Below are 19,453 nucleotides of genomic sequence, written 5' to 3' on the forward strand. Positions count from 1 at the left end.
AGCTCAAATATTGCAGCATCACCAGTAAATGTCATTAAAGAAGATTCTGAAAATGAAAATCTTTTGTATTTAGGAACAGATAATGGTGCTTATGTGTCTTTTAATCAAGGTGAGTCTTGGGAAGTTTTTAGTAAAGATTTACCAAATGTCGCTATCCACGATATTGTAATACAAACAGAAGCTAAAGATCTGTTATTAGGGACTCACGGAAGAAGTATTTACAAAACAGATATATCTGAACTTCAGTTGATGAACACCAACATAATATCAAATCCTATAACACTTTTCAAAGTTGAAGATGTAAGATATTCATCTCGTTGGGGAAGTTCTTGGGGAAAATGGTATGATGCTTTTGAGCCTGAAATGGAGATTGCTTTTTTTAGTAACACTTCGGGAAATAAAACGATTAAAATCTTATCTGAAAAAGACACTATATTAAATGAAATATATCTTGAGGCTGACAAAGGTTTTAATTTTGCTTCGTATGATCTAACCTTAACTGAAAAAGGGAAAAAAGCATTAATGAAAGAAAATACGACGTTGCAAATAAGTAAAGCTCAAAACGATAAATTTTATCTTCCAAAAGGAACTTATACCATTCAAATAGGTGAAAAGAAAACAGAGTTGATTGTAAAATAATACATGAGATTTTAAGTTATAACATAAATACTTACATTATGAAATATTTTCAAATTTTAATAGTAATTGGATTACTCTTTACTTACTCTTGTGGTGAGGATATTGATGATAATTTACGGTTAGATTCTTCAGAACCAAACCTAGTTATCAAATTTAAATTTGATTCTAATCAACAACGTTTAGGCAATTTAGGTCAACCTGTAAGTGTTGCTCCTGGAAATGCTGCACAATCTCCAGGTATTAATAAAATGAGTGCTAATTATATAGAATTAGCGCCTACTTCAAATACGCCTTTAGAAACTGGAGAGATTATTTACGTAGGAGAGGAAACTACATCTGGAGGTACTCAAGCTATTGATTTTCAAAATGCCTTATTTGCCGGAAACAATCAAACTTTTTTAACGATTCCTCTAAGCGATATTACTTCAGGTGATTATGAATGGGTTCGTGTTTCTTTAGCATATCAAGAAGGTACTATTGATGTTTTGATAAATAATCAAGATATTACGGGAACCTTAGGAAGTTTTGTAGGTTACAATTCTTATATCACTTCTTTTGACTTAAATGAGAGTACATTTGATATCAATGCGAATAAGTTACAAGGGTTTTGGGCATTTGAAGCTTCAGGGTTTTCAACTCAGGGTCAAGCTCCGGAAGGCGCAACAACCGTTCCTAATCCCATATTTGATTCATCTCCTATTCCATCAGGATCATGTGTTGTAACTGGTGAATTTGAAAATGTATTGAGTATCACTGGTAATGAAACTGAAGATATAGAAATCACACTCTCATTTTCCATCAACAATAGTTTTGAATGGACCGAAGTTAATGCTGATGGTAAATATGAACCTAATGCTGGAGAGCAAGTTGTAGATATGGGACTTCGTGGATTAATTCCTTTGGTCTCTAATTAAACCCATTCTAAATAATCAAATTTGCAGCTAAAATTTGTTGTACAACACAATGAGCCTTATCTTTGTTAGACAAATAATTAACTTCAATTATAATGAGCGGAATTTTTAATTCGTCAATAGGAAGAAAGTTTGCCATGGCACTTTCGGCATTCTTTCTCATGATTTTTATTTTACAACATTTTGCAATTAATATCCTTTCTGTGTTTAGTCCAGATACTTTTAACGAAGTGTCTCACTTTATGGGAACATTCTGGGTAATTCAATACCTATTGCAACCTGTTTTAATTTTTGGTGTGATATTCCATTTTGTTATGGGATTCATTCTAGAAATAAAAAATAACAGTGCACGTGCTGTTGGTTATGCAAAAACTAGCGGAGCATCAAACTCATCATGGATGAGTAGAAACATGATATGGAGTGGTGGGTTTATCTTGGTGTTCCTAATCATTCACTTTATTGATTTTTGGATTCCTGAAATCAATATCAAATATGTTCAAGGAGACATGTCTGGATTGCTTGATCCGAATGCAGCTGATAGTGGTTATAGATATTATGAAGAGTTGGTGCACAAATTTGTTCCAATATGGCGAGTTGCATTGTATTGCTTAGGATTTGTTTTCCTATCATTACACTTGTTACACGGATTTAATTCTTCGTTCCAATCAGTTGGTGCAAATAATAAATACACAAAAGGATTAAAAGGATTTGGAAAAATTTATTCAATAGCAGTGCCATTAGGATTTATTTTCATTGCATTATTCCATCATTTTAATCACTAAAAAACACATCTAAATATGGCTTTAGATTCTAGAATACCTAAAGGACCACTAGCAGATAAGTGGACAAAACATAAAAATGACATTAACCTTGTTAATCCTGCAAACAAACGTCTCATAGACGTCATCATTGTAGGGACAGGTTTAGCAGGTGGTTCAGCAGCTGCAACTTTAGCAGAGCTTGGTTATAATGTGAAAGCATTCTGTTTCCAAGATTCACCAAGACGTGCACACTCTATTGCTGCTCAAGGAGGAATTAATGCCGCAAAAAATTATCAAGGCGATGGTGATTCAACCTATCGTTTATTCTATGATACCGTTAAAGGTGGTGATTATAGATCCCGTGAAGCCAACGTATATCGCTTAGCTGAAGTTTCTACTAACATTATTGATCAGTGTGTTGCACAAGGAGTTCCTTTTGCAAGGGAATATGGTGGACTTTTAGACAATCGTTCTTTTGGAGGTGTTTTAGTGTCAAGAACATTCTATGCTAAAGGTCAAACAGGTCAGCAATTATTGTTAGGTGCTTACTCTGCTATGAACCGTCAAATTGGTCGTGGTAAAATAAAAATGTATACACGTCATGAAATGTTAGACGTAGTCGTTGTCGATGGTAAGGCTAGAGGCATCATTGCTCGAAATTTAGTTACAGGTGAAATTGAACGTCACTCAGCACACGCTGTAGTTTTAGGAACCGGAGGCTACGGAAACGCATTTTACTTATCTACATATGCTATGGGTTCAAATGTAACTGCAGCATGGAAGGCACACAAACGTGGTGCATTTTTTGCCAACCCTTGTTATACACAAATTCACCCAACATGTATTCCTGTCTCAGGTGATCATCAATCAAAATTAACGTTGATGTCTGAGTCGTTAAGAAATGATGGACGAATTTGGGTCCCAAAACACAAAAAAGATGTCGATGCTATTAGAAACGGTAGCTTAAAACCAACACAACTCGCTGAAGAAGATCGTGATTATTATTTAGAGCGTCGTTATCCAGCCTTTGGAAACCTAGTGCCTCGTGATGTAGCATCTCGTGCTGCTAAAGAACGTTGTGATGCTGGCTACGGAGTTAACCAAACAGGAGAAGCTGTATATCTTGATTTTTCTGCAGCAATTGTTCGCTACGGAAAAGAACAAGCACATGTTAAAGGTTTAGATGAAAACGATGCAACAATCGTTGATAAATTAGGAAAGGATGTTATAGAAAATAAGTACGGAAACCTATTCCAAATGTATGAGAAAATTGTAGATCAAAATCCATATGAAACACCAATGATGATTTATCCAGCTGTACATTATACTATGGGCGGACTTTGGGTTGATTACAATTTAATGACAACAGTTCCTGGCTTGTATGCTATAGGAGAAGCTAACTTCTCAGATCATGGCGCAAACCGTTTAGGAGCTTCTGCTTTAATGCAAGGTTTGGCAGATGGGTATTTTGTTTTACCGTATACTATAGGTGATTATTTAGCTCACGATATTAGAACTGGAGCAATTCCAACAGATAGTCCAGAATTTGATGAAGCTGAAAAGTATGTGCGTTCAAACATTAACAAATTAATCAATAATAAAGGAACAAAATCTGTAGACCATTTCCATAAGCGCTTAGGAAAAAATATGTGGAATAAGTGTGGAATGGCCAGAAATGAAAAAGATTTAAAAGAAGCTATTACTGAAATTGCCGCCTTAAGAGAAGAGTTTTATAAAGATGTGTTTGTTCCTGGAGAAGAAAATGAATACAATGAAGAATTAGCTAAAGCTGGTCGTGTAGCAGATTTCCTTGAATTAGGAGAATTGTTTGCCAAAGATGCTTTAGAACGTGAAGAATCTGCTGGTGGTCACTTCAGAGATGAATATCAAACTGAAAGTGGAGAAGCTATGAGACGTAAAGAATTTCAGTATGTATCAGCATGGGAATACAAAGGACAACCTAGCGAAGCAGTTCACCATAAAGAATCGCTAGAATATGATAACATTGAAGTTAAAGAGAGAAGTTACAAATAAAAAAGAGCTATGATGAATTTAACATTAAAAATATGGCGTCAAAAAAACGCTAGTGATAAGGGAAAGATGATGGATTATGCTCTAAGTGATGTGTCACCTGATATGTCATTTTTAGAAATGCTTGACGTACTTAATCAAGAACTTATTGAAAAGGGAGAAGAACCTGTTGCATTTGACCACGATTGTAGAGAAGGAATTTGTGGAACATGTTCACTCTATATTAATGGAAGAGCGCATGGACCTGCTACAAAAATTACAGCATGCCAATTACACATGCGTAGTTTTAATGATGGAGACACTATTTATATAGAACCATGGAGAGCTAAAGCGTTTCCAGTAGTAAAAGATTTAATTGTTGATAGAACTGCTTTTGATCGTATTCAACAGGCTGGAGGATTTATTTCTGTAAACACCTCTGGAAACACTCAAGATGCTAATGCTATTCCAATTGAAAAAGAACATGCTGATAAAGCTTTTGATGCAGCTACTTGTATTGGGTGTGGTGCTTGTGTTGCCACTTGTAAAAACTCAAGTGCCATGTTATTTGTTGGAGCTAAAGTATCGCAATTTGCATTATTACCTCAAGGCAAAGTCGAAGCTACAGACCGCGTTTTAAACATGGTAAAGCAAATGGACGAAGAAGGATTTGGAAACTGTACAAATACTGGAGCATGTGAAGTTGAGTGTCCTAAAGGAATATCTCTTGAAAACATCGCTAGAATGAATCAAGAGTATCTAAAAGCGAGCCTTAAAGGTTAAGCTAAAAGATATAATACTAAAATTATATACTAAAATCTCAAGAGCAATCTTGGGATTTTTTGTTTCTTTACTATATGAATAACCCTCAGTTGTTTTACAATCAAGAATTAGAAACATATAAAACCAATGTAGCTTCAGATAAGAAACGCCTGGTGTTTTATAGCTCGATGCGTCTGCTAGTATTTCTAGTTACTGCTATTGCAATATACCTTACATTTTCAACATGGCAATTAGCCTTGACAATTGGAATAATTGGAACAGGAATCTTTATTTATTTACTTTCAAAATATATTGACACTAAATCAAGACAAAAACTAAATAAAGCTCTATTGCATATTAATTCTGAAGAACTAAAAATTGCTACAGGAGATTTTCATCATAGAAATACTGGATTACAATACCAAGATCCAAAACATTTTTATAGTCTAGATATTGATCTCTTCGGAAAAGGTTCTTTTTTCCAATACATTGATAGATCGATTTCTAAAGAAGGTAAATTAACACTTTCGGAAGTTTTAAAAGCCAATAATGTATCTAATATTGAAGAACGTCAAGATGCTATAAAAGAGCTGTCTGAAAAAGCGAAATGGAGGCAACTATATTCTGCAACAGGAAGCTTAATTCAAACTGAAACTCCAGCCTTAAAAATTATCTATTGGCTAAAAAATCACAAAAATTTCATTCCTAAAAAAATGAAGTGGGTTCCATGGTTCTTTACTGTTATATCTGTAACATTATTAATACTATCTATATTAAAAAAATTAGACATTTCATTTTTTGGATATTGGCTATTTATTGGATTAGGAATTACTGGTTTGTATTTAAAAAAAATAAATGTATTATCAGCTAATTCAGATAAAGCTAAAGATACTTTTAAACAATATGCATCATTATTACTTCAGATAGAAAATGAAACCTTTACCTCAAAACTTCTTCAGCTAAAACAACAGCAAATTCAATCGGAAGGAAAAAAAGCTTCTACTATTTTTTCTGAATTTTCAAAACATTTAGACGCGCTAGACAATCGTAATAATCTCATTGGAGCTATTTTTGGAAACGGTTATCTGCTTTCAGATATTAAAAATGCTTATAAGGTTGAACAATGGATTTCAGAATATAGTCATAAAGTTGAAGATTGGTTTGAAGTCGTTACATTTTTTGATGCTTATAATAGTTTGGGAACCTATACTTTTAATCATATTGAACATGTGTTTCCAAAAATATCAAAAGACGGTATTACATTGGATGCAAAAGATTTAGGTCATCCCTTACTTAATAAAACCAAGCGTATTTCGAGTGATGTTATAATTAATAACCAAGAGTTTTTTATTGTCACTGGAGCAAATATGGCTGGTAAAAGCACATTTCTTAGAACAGTGTCATTGCATATTATGATGGCTAATGTAGGTTTGCCTGTTTGCGCAAAATCTAGTGTATATTCTCCTGTGAAATTAATAACTAGTATGCGAACTAGTGATTCATTGACTGATGATAGTAGTTATTTCTTTTCTGAATTAACACGTCTAAAATTCATAGTAGATACGACTGAAAAAGAACCTTATTTTATTATTCTCGATGAAATATTAAAAGGTACAAATAGTACAGATAAAGCTATCGGCTCAAAAAAGTTTGTTGAGAAATTAGTAGCTGGTGAAGCCACTGGAATCATAGCGACTCATGATTTAAGTCTATGTGAAATCTCAGAAGAATTAGACGAAGTTAAAAATTACTATTTCGATGCAGAAATAGTAGATAATGAACTTTATTTTGACTATAAATTCAAAAGAGGTATTTGCCAAAATATGAATGCTAGTTTTTTATTAAAAAAGATGAAGATTATATAAAACAAAAAGCCCACTCAAATTGAGTGGGCATTTGTATTGAAAGGTAAAATTCAATTAAGCTTCAAAAGGCTCAATAGAAACAAAAGATTTACCATCTTTCTTCTTTGTGAATTTCACAACACCATCAACTTTAGCATGTAAAGTGTGATCTTTTCCTCCATACACATTTTCACCTGGGTGATGTGTATTACCTCTTTGTCTAACGATAATATTACCAGCTATTGCTGCTTGACCACCAAATATCTTTACACCTAAGCGTTTCGATTCTGATTCTCTACCGTTTTTAGAACTACCTACTCCTTTTTTATGAGCCATTGTCTTAAGGTTTTATATTGTTATACTTAAGTGGTTAGCTTACGCTTTTCCACCATCTAATTCATCTTGCCATTTCTTAAGCTCATCCCACTTTCCATCAGCAGCTAGTTTAGCTTGTGCTGGCCAAGTATCGGTAACGTGATTTCCACGAACACCTGAAATGATTTCGGAAATTTTTGCTGCATCTGCTTTGGATAAATCTGCAAAAGTTGCAATTCCTGCTTCTACCAATGTAGACGCAATTTTTGGTCCAATTCCTTCGATTTTCTTCAAATCGTCAGCTTTTCCAGTTGCTTTTTTGGGAGCCACTTTTTTAGCCTCGGTTTTTGGTGCAGCTGCTTTTGCCTCTACTTTCTTAGGCTCAGCTTTTTTTGTTTCTTTCTTTGGTGCAGCTTTCTTAGCTCCAGAAGAAACAATAGATTCAATTACAATTTCAGATAAAGATTGTCTGTGACCATTTTTAACACGGTAACCTTTTCTTCTTTTCTTTTTGAAAACTATCACTTTGTCACCTTTAAGGTGCTTTAAGACTTTTGCACTTACTTGTGCTCCGTCTATAGCTGGGGCGCCTAAAGTTACATTGTTACCATCTCCAATTAAAAGAACATTATCGAAAGAAACTTTCTTACCTTCTTCAGTTGCTAAACGGTTAACAAAAACTTTTTGGTCTTTTTCAACTTTAAATTGATGCCCTGCTATCTCTACAATTGCGTACATAGCGTAACGTTTTTATTAATTATTTCTATTATTAATGTGTGCTCTCTATTCAGAAAGCGGGTGCAAATATACATTCTAATTACTTAATCTACAAACCATTTGTTTGTTTTGAGCTCTATCAATGTTCTTTTTTAAAAAATTACTAACAATCTATTAGTAAAGATAATTTTGATCCTATGCCATAAACACTATGGAATATTGTGTTTCAGATACTTCTTTTGTTGACTAAAGAACGTGTTAAGTATCCAATAATCACTACTAAATGCATGTTTTTTAAGATTTTTAAGATTTTTTTAGAGTTGTTTAGCCTTAAAACGAATTGTGAATCATTATTTTTGTAAAACATTGTAACATTTTATGTTATGTGTACACTTACAATTCGTAAAATTAATTTAAAACAAAATCACAATGAAAAAAGGCTTATTTACTTTAGCTGCATTTGTACTTGCAATATTTGCAACATCTGCACAAGAAGTTAAATTTGAAGAATTTGATCTAGACAATGGGTTACATGTTATTCTTCATCAAGACAACACTGCTCCTGTTGTTATTACATCTGTAATGTATAATGTTGGAGGAAAAGATGTTGGAGGAACTCCTGAAGCTCCTCGTACTGGATTTGCTCACTTTTTTGAACATCTTTTATTTGAAGGATCAGAAAATATTGAGCGAGGTGAATTTATGAAAATTATACCAGCAAATGGAGGAAGATTTAACGCTAACACATCTCAGGATAGAACTTATTATTATGAAGTTTTCCCTTCTAACAAACTTGAATTAGGTCTGTGGTTAGAATCTGAAAGAATGCTTCACCCTGTTATTGACCAAATTGGTGTTGATACTCAAAATGAAGTTGTAAAAGAAGAAAAACGTCAGCGTTACGAATCTCCTTATGGTAAAATATTTGAAACTTTAGGAGCAAACCTTTTTAAAGTTCACCCTTACAAAGATCCTAATATTGGATACATGGAAGATTTAGATGCTTCTACTCTTGCTGAATTTAATCAATACTTCAAAGATTATTACGGCCCAAACAATGCTGTTTTAATTGTCGCTGGAGATATTGATCCTGCTGAAACAAAAGAATTAGTTAAAAAATACTTCAATGACGTAAAAAGAGGAAAAGAAGTCGTTAGAAACTTTCCAAAAGAACAACCTATAACAACTACTGAAAAAGCGAAAGCATACGATAAAAACATTCAAATTCCTGCAATTCTTGCTGCTTATAGAACACCTGGCTTTGGAACTAGAGATGCATATATTCTAGATATGATTTCTTCATATTTAAGTGGTGGTAAAAGTTCTGTTCTTTATAAAAAATTAGTTGATAATCAAAAGCAAGCATTAGCTGTGCAAGCAGTAAATATTCCCCAAATGGATTATAACATATTTGCTTTGTTCTCGCTTCCATTAGGTGATGTAACACTAGAAACTTTACTTAGTGAAATGGATGTAGAAATTGCTAAAATGCAAACTGAACTTATCTCTGAACGTGATCATCAAAAACTAATTAACCAATTCGAAAATCAATTTGTGAATGCAAATGCTAGTATAGAAGGTATTGCTGGTTCATTAGCTACATATTATTTATTATATGGAGATGTGAATTTAATCAATAAGGAAATTGATATTTATAGATCAATTACAAGAGAAGACATTATGGCTGTAGCTAAAAAATATTTAAGCCCTAACCAACGTGTTGAAATCGAATATTTACCACAAAAAGATGAACAATAAGATGAAAACTATATATAAAATGAAAACGAAATTATCAGCATTTATTTTACTGTTCTTAATGTCAGTAGTAACTGTAAATGCACAATTAGATCGCTCAAAACAGCCAAAAGCAGGACCAGAACCTTCGATTTCTTTGGAAGTTCCAAGTGAATTCGAACTTAAAAATGGATTAAAAGTTCTAGTTGTTGAAAATCATAAATTACCACGAGTTTCTTACTCTTTAAGTATCGATAATAAACCTATTTCTACTGGAGCAAAAGCTGGAGTAGAAAGTCTTATTGGAAGTATGTTAGGAAACGGAACAACAAGTATTCCTAAAGATGAATTCAATGAAGAGATAGACTTTTTAGGCGCAAGTTTAAATATTGGATTTAGTGGAGGTTTTGCTGCAACACTTTCTAAGTATTCTGAAAGAATATTAGAACTTATGGCAGACGCGGCTATTAATCCTTTATTAACTGAAGAGGAATTTAATAAAGAAAAAGAAAGGCTTTTAGAAGGTTTAAAAGCTGATGAGAAAAGTATCGATGCAATTAGTGGTCGTGTAGGTGATGCATTATTGTATGGAACAAAACATCCTTATGGAGAGTTCGTAACTGAAGAAACTGTTAACAATGTAACTTTTGGTGATGCTGTTGCTTTTTACGAAAAATACTTTAATCCAAATAACGCTTATCTAGTTATTATTGGTGATGTAGACTTAAGTACTGTTAGAAGACAGGTTGAAAAATATTTTGGTGTTTGGGAAAAACCTGCTATTGATGTGTCAACAACACTTCCTGCAGTAAGTCCTAATGCTCAATACACACAAATTAATTTTGTGGATTTACCAAATGCATCACAATCAAGTATTGCAATTAAGAATAGTGTAGATTTAAAAATGAATGACGAAGATTACCACGCAAGTATAATTGCGAATAGCATCCTTGGTGGTGGTGGTGAAGGTTACTTATTCAAAAACTTACGTGAAGACAAAGGTTACACTTATGGCGCTTATTCAAGCTTAAGAGCAAATAGATATGGAGCTGGTAGTTTTAATGCTACTGCTAAAGTTAGAAATATGGTGACTGACAGCGCTGTTGTTGAAGCTTTAAAAGAAATCAACAGAATTAAAACAGAACCTGTTGACCCACAAATGCTTAAGGACACAAAAGCAAAATATGTAGGAAACTTTATTATGGGATTAGAAAATCCACAAACTGTAGCTAGATATGCTTTAAACATAAAGAGAAACAAACTACCAAAAAACTTCTACAAAACGTATTTACAAAAAATTAATGCCGTAACAGCAGATGATGTAACGCGTGTAGCGAATAAATACATGAAGCCAGAAAATGCAAGAATTGTAATTATTGGTAAAGGAAGTGATGTTATTGAGAATCTTGAAAAAACTGGAATCCCAATTAAATATTATGACAAGTTTGCTAATCCTACTGAAAATCCAAATTATGAAGTTGAAATGCCAGCTGGTGTAGACGCAAAATCTGTTATTAGCAAATACTTAAAAGCTACTGGTGTAACAGATAATATGGGTAACATAAAATCTGTTATGACAAAATATGAAGCAACAACTCCTATGGGAGCTGTCGTTTCTGAAGAAAAGCGTGTGGATGGCAAAACAGTTCAAAATATTTACATGGGTGAAAACAAAGTGATGTCTATGGTAATGACTCAAGAAACTGCTACTGCTAATACACAACCATTGCCTCCTAACATGGCTAATGACATGAAGTCTAATGCTGGTTTATTTATGGAAATGAATTTGGTGAATTCAGATTTAGCGAAATTAAGCGGCATGGAAAAAGTTGATGGTAAAGATGCTTATGTAGTTGAAGTAGCAGGTGAGGTTGTATCTTTTATGCTTTATTATGATGTAGAAACTGGACTTAAAGTTAAAGAAGTACAAAACACGAACATGCAAGGACAAACTCAATCACAAGAAGCTCTTTTAAAGGATTATAAAGATTATGACGGTTTAAAATTTCCAACAACCAGAGACGCAACTATGATGGGGCAATCAGTTATCTTTACATTAAAAGAAGTTAAAATAAATGAAGGTGTATCTGATGCAGATTTTGACTAAGATATTTCACTTTTAAATTTTTAAAAACCGAAGTCGTAAGGCTTCGGTTTTTTTATTTCTGACGATTATGTGACAAATAAACACCAACTAAGATGATACAACTACCAAAACCTTGCACAGCGCTAAAAGACTCACCATCTAACAATCCCCAAACTAAAGCTACAAGCGGCATTAAATACGTTACAGATGAAGCAAAAACTGGTGTTGACATCTGGACCAATTTATTAAACAGGACCTTGGCTAAAGCAGTTCCAAAAAGAGATAAAATCACTATATATATCACTGACATTTTAAAGTCAGGATGGCTAAAAGTACGTTCATTAAAAAAGTCTGTAAAGCAAAGAATTACAATTGCAGGTATTATAATAGCAACATAATTTCCAGTAGCAATACTTAAGGGTTTCACATACTGAAGATGCTTTTTTATAATATTTACATTCAAGGCATACATACAAGTAGCTATAATAATATAACCCGCAAATAAATAGTTTTGATTAGGATTAAGCTCAGCACCTTTTAAGATCAAGATACTAGTTCCAATAAATCCAATGATAACTCCTAAGATTTGACGTTTTGTTGATGTAATTTTAAAAATAGCGAATCCTAATAAAACAGTGTTTAATGGTACCAAAGAATTTAAAATAGAAGTAACAGCACTGTCTATTTCCGTTTCTGCTATAGCAAATAAAAATGCGGGAATAAACGACCCTACAAATCCAGTTAAGGCCACCCATTTCCACTCTTGTTTTTTTATAGATTTAATGCTCTTAAATCCAACAGCAAAAAGAAAAACACCTGTGATAACAGTTCTTAATGCTCCTAACTGATATGGTGTTAATCCTAAAAGAGATTTCTTAATTAATATAAATGAACTTCCCCAAATTAGTGCTAATATGATTAAATACAGCCACTTGCTATTAGCATTTTTCATAAGATTTTTTTACTCAGTCACAAAATTCGTTAATTTTAATACAAGGAACATCAATATTTGTTAATTTTGTAATCAATTCAATATTTAAAAACTATGAATACATTAAAAAACATATTAGTTCTTGCTTTAATTTCTGTAAGTGTTATGGCTTGTAAAAATGAAGCAACTCCAGAAGTTAAAACTGTTGAAACAGAAGTGTCTTCTGAAGTAAACACAAATCAAGCAAAACAGTTAGATCCTAATGCAACTTATGCTAAAGCAGAATTTGGTATTGAAGGAATGACATGTGCTATGGGTTGTGCAAAAACAATTGAAAAGAAAATTGCGAAGATGGATGGCGTAAAATCTGCTAAAGTTGATTTTGAAAAAGAAATCGCAATGGTAGAATATGATGAAGCTAAAGTAACTACAAATTCTTTAGAAGAAGCTGTTGCAAAAGCAGGCGACACCTACAAAGTAAAAGATATGAAAACCGTTGAGTCTTTTTCTTCAGACAAACACGAATGCAAAAAAGGCGAAGGTAAAGCATGTTGTGGAGATAAAATGAAAGATAAAACAGCTTGTGCCGACGATTGCAAAAAAGATTGTTGTGCTAAAAAAGCATAATTTGTTTTAATAACATACTAAACCACTCAAATTTGAGTGGTTTTTTTATGTCCAATTTTTAAAAGGATGCTTACTTAATTGTGAATTATAATACTTAATATCTCCTGTAACCTCTTTCCCTAACCAACTTGGTACATCAAATTCAGCATCTTCATACTCAAGTTCGACTTCAGCAATTACTAAACCTTTATTGTCTCCATCAAAAACATCAATTTCAAAAACATGTATTCCTTTTTTAACTTCATGTCTAATTTTATCAATTACTCCTTCTTCACATAAATCTAATAGCGCTTCTGCATCTTGTTTAGGTATTTTTTTTTCCCATTCAAAACGTTTCAAACCGTCATTAGTAGATTTTCCTTTAACTGTTAAAAATCCTTGATCACCTTTTAATCGTACTCTAACCGTTCGTTCTGGATGAGTATTTAAAAACCCTTGAACTATTCGAGTCTGTTTAAAAGATTCTGCTTTAAAATCTTCTGAATTCACTAAAAATTTACGTTCTATTTCAATCATTAAAAAAAGACATTTAATGTCTAAATTTACAGTATGCCAAACGATTTACCAATTAGAAAGATAATTCATGTAGATATGGACGCATTTTATGCCTCTGTAGCACAATTGGATAATCCAGAACTCAAAGGAAAACCAATTGCTGTTGGTGGTGGCGGAACTCGTGGTGTTATTAGCGCTGCTAGTTATGAGGCACGTAAATTTGGAGTAAAAAGCGCTATGTCTGGACGATTAGCTATAAAGTTGTGTCCTGAATTGATTTTTGTTAGGACTAATTTTGAACGTTATACTGAAATATCTAAACGTGTTAGACAAATTTTTTATGACTACACAGATTTAGTTGAACCGCTTTCTTTAGACGAAGCTTATCTTGATGTTACTGAAAACAAAAAAGGAAACCCAAGCGCTTCACTAATTGCTAAAGAGGTCAGGACTCGTATTTATAATGAGGTTGGTTTAACAGCTTCTGCTGGAATTTCTATCAATAAATTTATTGCTAAGGTCGCGAGTGATTATAATAAGCCTAATGGACAAAAAACAGTAAACCCAGAAGATGTTCTTAAATTTTTAGAAGATTTAGATATTAGAAAATTTTATGGCGTTGGAAAGGTGACTGCTGAAAAGATGTATCAAAAAGGTATTTTTACGGGTAGAGATTTAAAAGAAAAATCTGCTGAATATTTGGAACAACACTTTGGAAAATCTGGAAAGTCATATTATTATATTGTTCGAGGCATTCACAACAGTCAAGTAAAACCAAATCGAATAAGAAAATCATTGGCAGCCGAACGCACGTTTAACGAAAATTTGTCTTCAGAAATTTTTATGCTTGAAAAACTAGATCATATTGCTGAAGAAGTTTCAAAGCGATTGAAAAAGAGTAAGGTTGCAGGAAAAACTATAACACTTAAAATAAAGTACAGTGATTTTACGCTTCAAACACGTAGTAAAACATTACCTTACTTTGTTAGTGACAAGAATATAATTTTAGACACAACTAAAGATTTACTGTATCAAGAAACCTTGAATAATTCAGTTCGGCTTTTAGGTATTTCTTTATCTAACCTTAATACAGAAGCTTCAAAAAAGAAAAAATTATTGGCTAAAGAACAACCTATAAGCGTACAATTAAAATTTGAATTTTAATTATGAAAAATTACGCGTTAGCGATTGATACGGCATCCTCTGACAATTTCGGCAGAGATATAGTGGAAAGCGCAGTGCTACGAAGCTAGATGCGAAGTAGCAAACGCCAAAAAATTAAAAACTACAACTCTCAATTTCAGTCACACGTAAGGTATTAACCATTCCTTTGTCTTGAATAGGCATGGCTGCTAAACTGATGAGCATGTCTCCAACTTCGAGATATCCTTTTTTACAGGCAATAGCGTTTACATCTTCAATAGTTTCATCTGTACTTACATATCGATCATAATGAAAAGCTTCAACTCCCCAAAGTAAACTAAGTTGTGTAAGAATTCGTTTGTTAGAGGTAAATACTAATATGTAAGCACTTGGTCGCCAAGCTGAGATTTGAAATGCTGTATAACCACTATTCGTTAAAGTAGAAATCGCCTTTGCATTTATTTCATTTGCCATATTAGCTGCATGATAACATATCGATTTAGTAATATAACGTTTGGTACGAATATGAGGTGGTGATTGAGGTACTTGAATTAAATTAGAATCTTCTACGCTCTTAACAATACTCGCCATTTGTTTTATGACCTGCACTGGATAATTCCCTACAGAAGTCTCACCTGATAACATTACAGCATCAGCACCATCCATGACAGAATTGGCAACATCATTCACTTCTGCTCTTGTAGGTGTTAAACTTGTAATCATCGTCTCCATCATTTGGGTTGCGATAATTACTGGGATTCTAGCACGTTTAGCTCGTAACACTAATTGTTTTTGGATTAATGGGACTTCTTCGGCTGGAATTTCAACACCTAAATCACCACGAGCAACCATGAGACCGTCACAATATGCAACAATCTTATCGATGTTTTCTACGGCTTCAGGTTTTTCAATTTTAGCTATAATTGGAATTTTATGATCGCTATGTTCTTTGATAAGCTCTTCAAGCTCCATTAAATCTTCAGCGTGACGAACAAAAGACAATGCTATCCAATCGACTTGTAAACCACATGCAAATTTGGCATCTTCAATATCTTTTTCTGTCAATGCTGGTTGAGAAATATTTGTATTAGGAAGATTTACTCCTTTTTTGGAGCGTAATGGTCCACCTTGAATAACACGTGCTTTTACTTCAGATTTTTTGTCTGTTGAAACGACTTCGAAAATTAATTTCCCATCATCTAATAAAATACGTTCTCCAGGTTTAGCATCTTGAGGGAACTTGTCATAGGTCATATAAACACGTTCTTTTGTGCCTTCAAAGCGATCTCCTGTTGCAAAGATAATTTCATCCCCTTCATTAACAACAACCTCACCTTTCATCACACCAACTCTTAACTTTGGCCCTTGTAAATCACCTAAAATAGCAGCATTATATCCAAATTCGTCATTTAGTTCTCGAATCATTTCAACACGTTCTTTCACTGCCTCGTAATCGGCATGAGAGAAATTAATTCTAAACACATTTGCGCCTTCTTCGAGCATTCCTTTTAGAACGTCTTTGCTACTGGTTGCTGGTCCTAAAGTCGCAACTATTTTGGTTTTCTTTTTTCGTAACATTAATTAAAAATTAAATGGTCTTTTGATTTTATCTGTTCTACATCAATCATATAAGATGTAATAACTTGAGGTATTAATTGTATGCTGTTGAGAATCCGTTTCTCATTAAAATTTTTGTTTTCGTTTGAGACTTTTATCAAATAGTCAACGTTTTTAAATTCTGGTAATAAATTATACGTTTTCATAACAGTATTATGATTGTCAAATAAAGAGCCTGAGCTTTGCAATGCAGCTTCTTCTTTCTTACAAATATTTGAAACTAAATTCCAGGTTGTGTCCATTGTGATATTATCCCATTCATAAATAGCATAAGATGCAGCGAAATAATTATAGTCTAAATCTTGAGGTTTGCGTCTTAAATTTAATCCAAGATGTTTGTTAAGAAGATATGCTAATCTATAGTCTTCTAATCTGCAATGAATTGCTAAAAGAGCAAAAGATGTATCATAAAAATCGTCTACAAGTAACTTGTGTAAAGCCATAAATTAATCGCTATCAAATGTAAATATAGGACATTATGGCTATTTAAAGATTAAGTTTTAATTAATCTTAACAGCTTCAGGTTTCGAAAACGTTATAGTACAGTGAAAAAAATTAAGAATGTAAACTTAGCTTACTAAAATGCTTTTGAAATTTCATTTTGAAACGCAAAAAACGCACGTCTGGATGCTTTTTCTTCCGCTTTTTTCTTAGAAGTTGCTCTAGCTTTAGAAATGACTTTATTATCGATTGATAGTTTTACAGAGAAATGTTTTAAATCATCATTTCCAGTATCTTCATAAACGTTGTAATCAAACGATTTTTTTTCTTTCTGGCACCATTCGATTAGCAGGCTTTTGTAACTAATGACTTTACCTTCAAGAGTTTCAATATCTACATGTGGATTGATTACTCTTTTAAAAATAAACTTTTCACATTGCTTATAACCTTTATCTAAGAAAATTGCTCCTACTAGAGATTCAAAAAGGTTACCATGAATATTGTTTCCAAAATTAGAAGTTGGTATTTTACTTTCAACTAAATCTATAAGCTTAAGCTCTTTACCTAACTCATTTAAATGTTCTCTACTTACAACTTTAGAGCGCATTTTAGTTAAATAACCTTCATCACCATGAGGTACTTTTTCAAATAAATAAGATGCTATTACGGCACTCAACATAGCATCACCAACAAACTCAAGTCGTTCATAATTAACCGCATTTCCTTCGTCATCTTTTAAGTTTAAAGACCTGTGTGTAAATGCTTTTATGTATAGTTGTTTGTTTTTGGGCTTATAACCAAGTATTTTAGAAAGCTCTAAAAAAAAATTCCCGTCATTATTAGAACGGGAATTTAATATGTTACGAATGAAACTCATTCAGGATTTAGTCTATTTTTTTGAATAATACACAAGCGTTATGACCGCCAAATCCAAACGTATTACTCATAGCAACTTTAACGTCTCTTTTTTGTGCTTTATTTAATGTTAAATTAAGTTTAGAATCAATATTTTCGTCTACTACTTCATGATTTATTGTTGGAGGTACAACACCATGTTCCATTGCTAAAATTGAGGCAATAGATTCAATAGCTCCTGCAGCTCCTAATAAATGTCCAGTCATGGATTTTGTTGAATTAATATTGATATTTTTTGCATGGTCACCGAAGACTTCAGAAATCGCTTTAAGTTCAGCAACATCTCCAAGAGGTGTTGATGTTCCGTGCGTGTTGATATGATCAACTTCTTCAGGTTTTATACCAGCATTTTCCAAACAATTTTTCATTACAGCTATTACACCAATACCTTCAGGATGAGGCGCTGTCATGTGATGAGCATCGGAGGATAAACCTCCTCCTAATACCTCAGCATAAATTTTAGCTCCTCTAGCTTTAGCGTGCTCATAATCTTCAAGAATTATAGCTCCTGCTCCTTCACCTAAGACAAAACCATCTCTAGTGGCATCAAAAGGTCTTGAAGCTGTTTTTGGACTTTCATTTCTCGTTGACAATGCATGCATCGCGTTAAAACCACCCATACCAGCTATGGTAACAGCTGCTTCGCTTCCTCCAGTAACAATGACATCACAATGTCCTAAACGTATATAGTTTAAGGCATCAATCATTGCGTTGGCTGAAGATGCACATGCAGATACTGTGGTATAATTAGGTCCCATAAATCCATTTTTAATAGATATGTTACCTGGCGCAATATCAGCAATCATTTTTGGGATAAAGAACGGGTTAAACCTTGGCGTACCATCTCCTTCAGCGTAATTTAATACTTCATTCTGAAATGTCTCCAAGCCTCCAATTCCTGCTCCCCAAATAACACCTACTCGTAATTTATTTACTTTTTCTAGATCTAACTTAGCATCATTAATAGCTTCATCTGAAGCTACCATAGCATACTGTGTAAATCTATCCATTTTACGAGCCTCTTTTCTATCAAGAAAATCGGTAGCGATAAAGTTTTTTAATTCACAAGCGAATTTTGTTTTGAACTTTTCAGTATCAAAATATGTAATTGGTGCAGCACCACTTTTACCACTTATAAGCGCATCCCAATATTCATCTTTGGTATTGCCTATAGGTGTAAGTGCACCTAAACCGGTAACTACTACTCGCTTTAATTCCATAAAAATTTATTGGATTATTTTGCTTCTTCTATATAAGAGACCGCTTGACCAACTGTAGCAATATTTTCAGCTTGGTCATCTGGGATTTGAATATCAAATTCTTTTTCAAATTCCATGATTAACTCAACAGTGTCTAATGAATCTGCTCCTAAATCGTTAGTAAAGCTAGCTTCAGTAACAACTTCGTTTTCATCAACTCCTAATTTGTCTACGATAATCGCTTTTACTCTTGATGCAATGTCTGACATAATTTTTTAATTTTAAGTTTTAATTAGGTCGCAAAAA

General features: G+C 33.2%; 18 protein-coding genes and 1 pseudogene. 10 read left to right on the forward strand and 9 right to left on the reverse strand.

Going from position 1 to position 19,453, the window contains the following annotated elements; translation table 11 throughout:
- The 6 genes and pseudogenes from AB8B90_RS05605 to AB8B90_RS05630 form a co-directional block, all read left to right on the forward strand.
- Positions 1-639 (forward strand): annotated as a pseudogene (locus AB8B90_RS05605) (glycosyl hydrolase); the annotation flags it as partial.
- Positions 640-677: 38 nt separating this feature from the next.
- On the forward strand, positions 678-1,553 hold the full coding sequence (locus tag AB8B90_RS05610; protein WP_405334542.1) for a hypothetical protein: 876 nt from the start codon (positions 678-680) through the stop codon (positions 1,551-1,553).
- Positions 1,554-1,645: 92 nt separating this feature from the next.
- The gene (locus AB8B90_RS05615) at positions 1,646-2,332 is read left to right on the forward strand and encodes a succinate dehydrogenase cytochrome b subunit (RefSeq protein ID WP_405334544.1); all 687 of its coding nucleotides are present in this window, start codon (positions 1,646-1,648) and stop codon (positions 2,330-2,332) included.
- Between the two features lie 15 nt (positions 2,333-2,347).
- Positions 2,348-4,345, forward strand: coding sequence for a fumarate reductase/succinate dehydrogenase flavoprotein subunit (locus AB8B90_RS05620; protein WP_405334546.1), 1,998 nt, complete (start codon positions 2,348-2,350; stop codon positions 4,343-4,345).
- 12 nt (positions 4,346-4,357) lie between these two features.
- A complete protein-coding gene (locus AB8B90_RS05625; RefSeq protein ID WP_405334578.1) occupies positions 4,358-5,104 on the forward strand; it encodes a succinate dehydrogenase/fumarate reductase iron-sulfur subunit in 747 nt (248 codons plus the stop codon).
- A gap of 74 nt (positions 5,105-5,178) precedes the next feature.
- Positions 5,179-6,948: a MutS-related protein gene (locus AB8B90_RS05630; RefSeq protein ID WP_405334548.1), complete on the forward strand. Its 1,770-nt coding sequence runs from the start codon at positions 5,179-5,181 to the stop codon at positions 6,946-6,948.
- A gap of 54 nt (positions 6,949-7,002) precedes the next feature.
- On the opposite strand, the gene rpmA is transcribed toward AB8B90_RS05630, so the two are convergent.
- Positions 7,003-7,263, reverse strand: coding sequence for a 50S ribosomal protein L27 (rpmA, locus tag AB8B90_RS05635; RefSeq protein ID WP_204344633.1), 261 nt, complete (start codon positions 7,261-7,263; stop codon positions 7,003-7,005).
- Between the two features lie 39 nt (positions 7,264-7,302).
- On the reverse strand, positions 7,303-7,980 hold the full coding sequence (gene rplU, locus AB8B90_RS05640; RefSeq protein ID WP_405334552.1) for a 50S ribosomal protein L21: 678 nt from the start codon (positions 7,978-7,980) through the stop codon (positions 7,303-7,305).
- A 408-nt stretch (positions 7,981-8,388) separates the two neighbouring features.
- Between rplU and AB8B90_RS05645 the strand changes: the two genes are divergently transcribed.
- Positions 8,389-9,717 (forward strand): M16 family metallopeptidase, encoded by a 1,329-nt coding sequence (locus AB8B90_RS05645; RefSeq protein WP_405334555.1) that lies wholly within the window; start codon positions 8,389-8,391, stop codon positions 9,715-9,717.
- A 19-nt stretch (positions 9,718-9,736) separates the two neighbouring features.
- On the forward strand, positions 9,737-11,800 hold the full coding sequence (locus AB8B90_RS05650; protein ID WP_405334557.1) for an insulinase family protein: 2,064 nt from the start codon (positions 9,737-9,739) through the stop codon (positions 11,798-11,800).
- A gap of 52 nt (positions 11,801-11,852) precedes the next feature.
- On the opposite strand, the gene AB8B90_RS05655 is transcribed toward AB8B90_RS05650, so the two are convergent.
- Positions 11,853-12,731 (reverse strand): DMT family transporter, encoded by an 879-nt coding sequence (locus AB8B90_RS05655; protein WP_405334560.1) that lies wholly within the window; start codon positions 12,729-12,731, stop codon positions 11,853-11,855.
- A 93-nt stretch (positions 12,732-12,824) separates the two neighbouring features.
- Between AB8B90_RS05655 and AB8B90_RS05660 the strand changes: the two genes are divergently transcribed.
- Positions 12,825-13,337, forward strand: a complete 513-nt coding sequence (locus AB8B90_RS05660; protein ID WP_405334563.1) for a heavy-metal-associated domain-containing protein — start codon at positions 12,825-12,827, stop codon at positions 13,335-13,337.
- A gap of 45 nt (positions 13,338-13,382) precedes the next feature.
- Here the strand turns inward: AB8B90_RS05660 and AB8B90_RS05665 are convergent, their stop codons facing one another.
- Complete coding sequence (locus AB8B90_RS05665; RefSeq protein ID WP_405334565.1) at positions 13,383-13,853, reverse strand: CYTH domain-containing protein; 471 nt, start codon at positions 13,851-13,853, stop codon at positions 13,383-13,385.
- 33 nt (positions 13,854-13,886) lie between these two features.
- Between AB8B90_RS05665 and dinB the strand changes: the two genes are divergently transcribed.
- Positions 13,887-14,996, forward strand: a complete 1,110-nt coding sequence (gene dinB / locus AB8B90_RS05670; protein WP_405334567.1) for a DNA polymerase IV — start codon at positions 13,887-13,889, stop codon at positions 14,994-14,996.
- Positions 14,997-15,110: 114 nt separating this feature from the next.
- Here dinB and pyk read toward each other — a convergent pair whose 3' ends face one another.
- From pyk to AB8B90_RS05695, 5 genes are all read right to left on the reverse strand, one after another.
- On the reverse strand, positions 15,111-16,553 hold the full coding sequence (gene pyk, locus AB8B90_RS05675; protein ID WP_405334569.1) for a pyruvate kinase: 1,443 nt from the start codon (positions 16,551-16,553) through the stop codon (positions 15,111-15,113).
- The gene (locus AB8B90_RS05680; RefSeq protein WP_405334571.1) at positions 16,553-17,035 is read right to left on the reverse strand and encodes an IPExxxVDY family protein; all 483 of its coding nucleotides are present in this window, start codon (positions 17,033-17,035) and stop codon (positions 16,553-16,555) included. Before AB8B90_RS05680 ends, pyk begins: the two co-directional genes overlap by 1 nt.
- A 134-nt stretch (positions 17,036-17,169) precedes the next feature.
- Complete coding sequence (rnc, locus tag AB8B90_RS05685) at positions 17,170-17,910, reverse strand: ribonuclease III (protein WP_405334573.1); 741 nt, start codon at positions 17,908-17,910, stop codon at positions 17,170-17,172.
- Positions 17,911-17,917: 7 nt separating this feature from the next.
- On the reverse strand, positions 17,918-19,168 hold the full coding sequence (gene fabF, locus AB8B90_RS05690) for a beta-ketoacyl-ACP synthase II (protein ID WP_405334575.1): 1,251 nt from the start codon (positions 19,166-19,168) through the stop codon (positions 17,918-17,920).
- A 14-nt stretch (positions 19,169-19,182) separates the two neighbouring features.
- Positions 19,183-19,416 (reverse strand): acyl carrier protein, encoded by a 234-nt coding sequence (locus tag AB8B90_RS05695; RefSeq protein ID WP_013750595.1) that lies wholly within the window; start codon positions 19,414-19,416, stop codon positions 19,183-19,185.
- Positions 19,417-19,453 lie beyond the last annotated feature (37 nt).

This window comes from Psychroserpens sp. (genome assembly GCF_045105015.1).
In the GTDB taxonomy this organism is placed as follows: domain Bacteria; phylum Bacteroidota; class Bacteroidia; order Flavobacteriales; family Flavobacteriaceae; genus Psychroserpens.